General features: G+C 74.7%; 3 protein-coding genes and 1 tRNA gene. 1 reads left to right on the forward strand and 3 read right to left on the reverse strand.

Translation table 11 applies throughout. The features are described from left to right. A partial coding sequence (locus ACIQOV_RS36455; RefSeq protein ID WP_401055096.1) for a response regulator transcription factor occupies nt 1-163 on the forward strand: 163 nt, incomplete at its 5' end. Between the two features lie 473 nt (nt 164-636). On the opposite strand, the gene ACIQOV_RS36460 is transcribed toward ACIQOV_RS36455, so the two are convergent. The 3 genes from ACIQOV_RS36460 to ACIQOV_RS36470 all read right to left on the reverse strand — a co-directional run bounded on the left by ACIQOV_RS36460 (nt 637) and on the right by ACIQOV_RS36470 (nt 2,408). Then, nucleotides 637-710, reverse strand: a tRNA-Pro gene (locus tag ACIQOV_RS36460). A gap of 100 nt (nt 711-810) precedes the next feature. After that, on the reverse strand, nt 811-1,755 hold the full coding sequence (locus tag ACIQOV_RS36465) for a metallophosphoesterase (protein WP_380358346.1): 945 nt from the start codon (nt 1,753-1,755) through the stop codon (nt 811-813). Next, nucleotides 1,755-2,408 (reverse strand): CGNR zinc finger domain-containing protein, encoded by a 654-nt coding sequence (locus ACIQOV_RS36470; RefSeq protein WP_401055097.1) that lies wholly within the window; start codon nt 2,406-2,408, stop codon nt 1,755-1,757. The genes ACIQOV_RS36465 and ACIQOV_RS36470 overlap by 1 nt, the downstream gene beginning before the upstream one ends. Nucleotides 2,409-2,656: the final 248 nt, after the last annotated feature.

Here is a 2,656-nt window from a genome sequence, read left to right on the forward strand (position 1 = left end):
CCCCCAGGAACTCCAGATCGCCCGCCTCGCCGCCCAGGGCCTCACCAACCGCGACATCGCCGCCCAGCTCTTCCTCAGCCCCCGCACCGTCGCCCACCACCTCTACAAGGCCTACCCCAAGCTCAACATCACCTCCCGCACCGAACTGACCACCGTCCTCTGACCCGACGCCGCCCGGTGCACCGCGTCCACTCGCGCCCGCCCCACTGGTGGTCCGAGACCCTTCCCGCCATCCGCTCCGGAGCTTTCCAGGGGCCGAACACGGTGCGAACCACGACCTGTTCCGGGGACCGCGCGGCAGGCCCCTCCGCGACGATCGCGGTGGCCCGGTCGATGCCGAGCGCGATTCCGGGGCCGGAGCGGAGGCGGTCGCGGGCGAACCGGCCGGCGACGGCACCACGGGCGTGCAGGGAGCTCCGACGGGCCGTCCGGACGGGGCGTCGCCCCAGGTCCGCGATCCGGAGCCCGGCCGATGGCCGGACCCGGCACACCCGGCCGACGGAACCCGCCGGCCACCGACCGGCGGACTCGGCGGCAGGCCCCCACCGCCGGAGCGGCTGAGGATCGGTCACCCGGGCGGCCCCGCACAACGACAGAGGGCCTGCCGGACTTCTCCGGCAGGCCCTCTGTACTGGGTCGGGGTGGCGGGATTTGAACCCACGGCCTCTTCGTCCCGAACGAAGCGCGCTACCAAGCTGCGCCACACCCCGGTCTTGCGGTTTGTCGCTCCGTCTCCTTCGCGACGAGTAGAACTCTACCGGACGCTCGCCGAGACACGAAATCCGGTTTCGGGCGGGCGTCCGGCGGGGGTCAGCGGGGGGCCGGGACGAGGGTGAGGAGGGTGGCCTCGGGCGGGCAGGCGAAGCGGACGGGGGTGTAGCGGTTGGTGCCGCAGCCGGCCGAGACGTGGAGGTGGGAGCGGTGGCCGCCGGCGGTGTGGGTGGAGAGGCCCTTGACCCGGCGGGTGTCGATGTCGCAGTTGGTGACCAGGGCGCCGTAGAAGGGGATGCAGAGCTGGCCGCCGTGGGTGTGGCCGGCCAGGATCAGCGGGTAGCGGTCGGCGGTGAAGGCGTCGAGGACGCGCAGGTAGGGCGCGTGGACGACGGCGAGGGAGAGGTCGGCGTCGGCGGAGGGGCCGCCGGCGACGTCGCTGTAGCGGTCGCGGCGGATGTGGGGGTCGTCGAGGCCGGTGAACTCCAGGTCGAGCCCGTTCACGGTGAGCCGGCCGCGGGTGTTGGTGAGGTCGAGCCAGCCGGCCCCGTCGAAGCCGTCGCGGAGCTTCTCCCACGGGTTGTGGACGGCTCCGGTGATGCCGCGGCGGGCGGTGCCGTCGGGGTTGTTCATGCCGTGGGCGCCGCTGCGCATGGCCTGGAGGTAGCGTGCCGGGTTCTTGCGGGCCGGGCCGTAGTAGTCGTTGGAGCCGAAGACGTAGACGCCGGGGAACTCCATGAGGGGCCCGAGCGCGTCGAGGGTGGCCGGGACGCCGAGCGGGTCGGAGAGGTTGTCGCCGGTGTTGACCACCAGGTCGGGGCGCAGGCCGGCCAGGCTCTTCAGCCAGCGCTGCTTCTTGCCCTGCCCGCTCACCATGTGGATGTCGGACACCTGGAGGACCCGGATCGGGCGGGCGCCGCGCGGGAGGACGGGGACCTCGATCCGGCGGAGGCGGAAGGCCCGGACCTCGTACCCGACGGAGTAGGCGAGGCAGGCGGTGCCGGCGGCGGCGATGCCGAGGGGAACGGAGTACAGCGGTCGCATCAGCCCATGCTCTCAGACGGTGGATCAGCGGGCGCACGCCCGGAGTCGGCGGGGAGGGCGGCGGCCGGGGGCGTCTCCTCGGTCTCTCGGCGGGCGCGCAGGGAGCGGACCTTGTGGCGGTTGCCGCAGCGTTCCATCGAGCACCAGCGCCGGCGGCCGGGGCGCGAGGTGTCGACGAAGATCAGTCGGCAGTCGTGGGCGCCGCATTCCCGGATCCGGTCCGCGTACGGGCCGGTGAGCAGGGCGATGGCGTCCCGGGCGAGGGTGGAGGCCAGCTGGGCTCCGTCGGCGGGTGGTGGGGCGGCCGCGGTGCCGTCCGGGGCGATCCGGGGGACCAGCGGCGGGTGCTCGGCGGCCCGGTTGAGGACGGCGTAGTCCTCGGGTTCGCCGGGGCGGCCGTGGGTGCGGGCGGCGGCCAGGTGCCACAGGGCGTCGCGGAGGGTGCGGGTGGCGGTGAGCTCGGCGGGGGAGATCCGTACGGCGTCGGCGGGCAGCCGCAGCCGGGACGGCGGGAGCCAGGCGGCGAGGTCGGCGGGCCGGTGCAGCACCTCGTACCGGGCGTAGGGGCCGGGTCCGCCGGTGGTGAGCAGTTCCAGGCAGAGGGCGCCGGGGTCGAAGTGGAAGCGGCTGCCTCCGGGGGTGGTGAGGACCAGCCCGGGCGGGGTGTGCCGGCCGGCCGTGCCGTCGGGCGGTGCGGCGGCCGGGTCGGCCAGGTCGGCAGGGTCGGTCGCGTCGGCCGCGTTCCGGGGGACCGGGTCGTCTCCGTCGGTCATGCGCCCCAGGATAGGTGTAACCGGGAAGACGGGTTACGGGGCCGGAGGGGGAACGGAGAGGCGCGGGCCGCTGCCGGGCGGAAGGGCTGACCCTTGGTCAGGAGGTTCCGCCCGGAGGTGCGGAGCAC

The sequence above is a fragment of the Kitasatospora sp. NPDC091257 genome (assembly GCF_044757675.1).
Classification (GTDB): Bacteria; Actinomycetota; Actinomycetes; order Streptomycetales; family Streptomycetaceae; genus Kitasatospora; species Kitasatospora lactacystinica.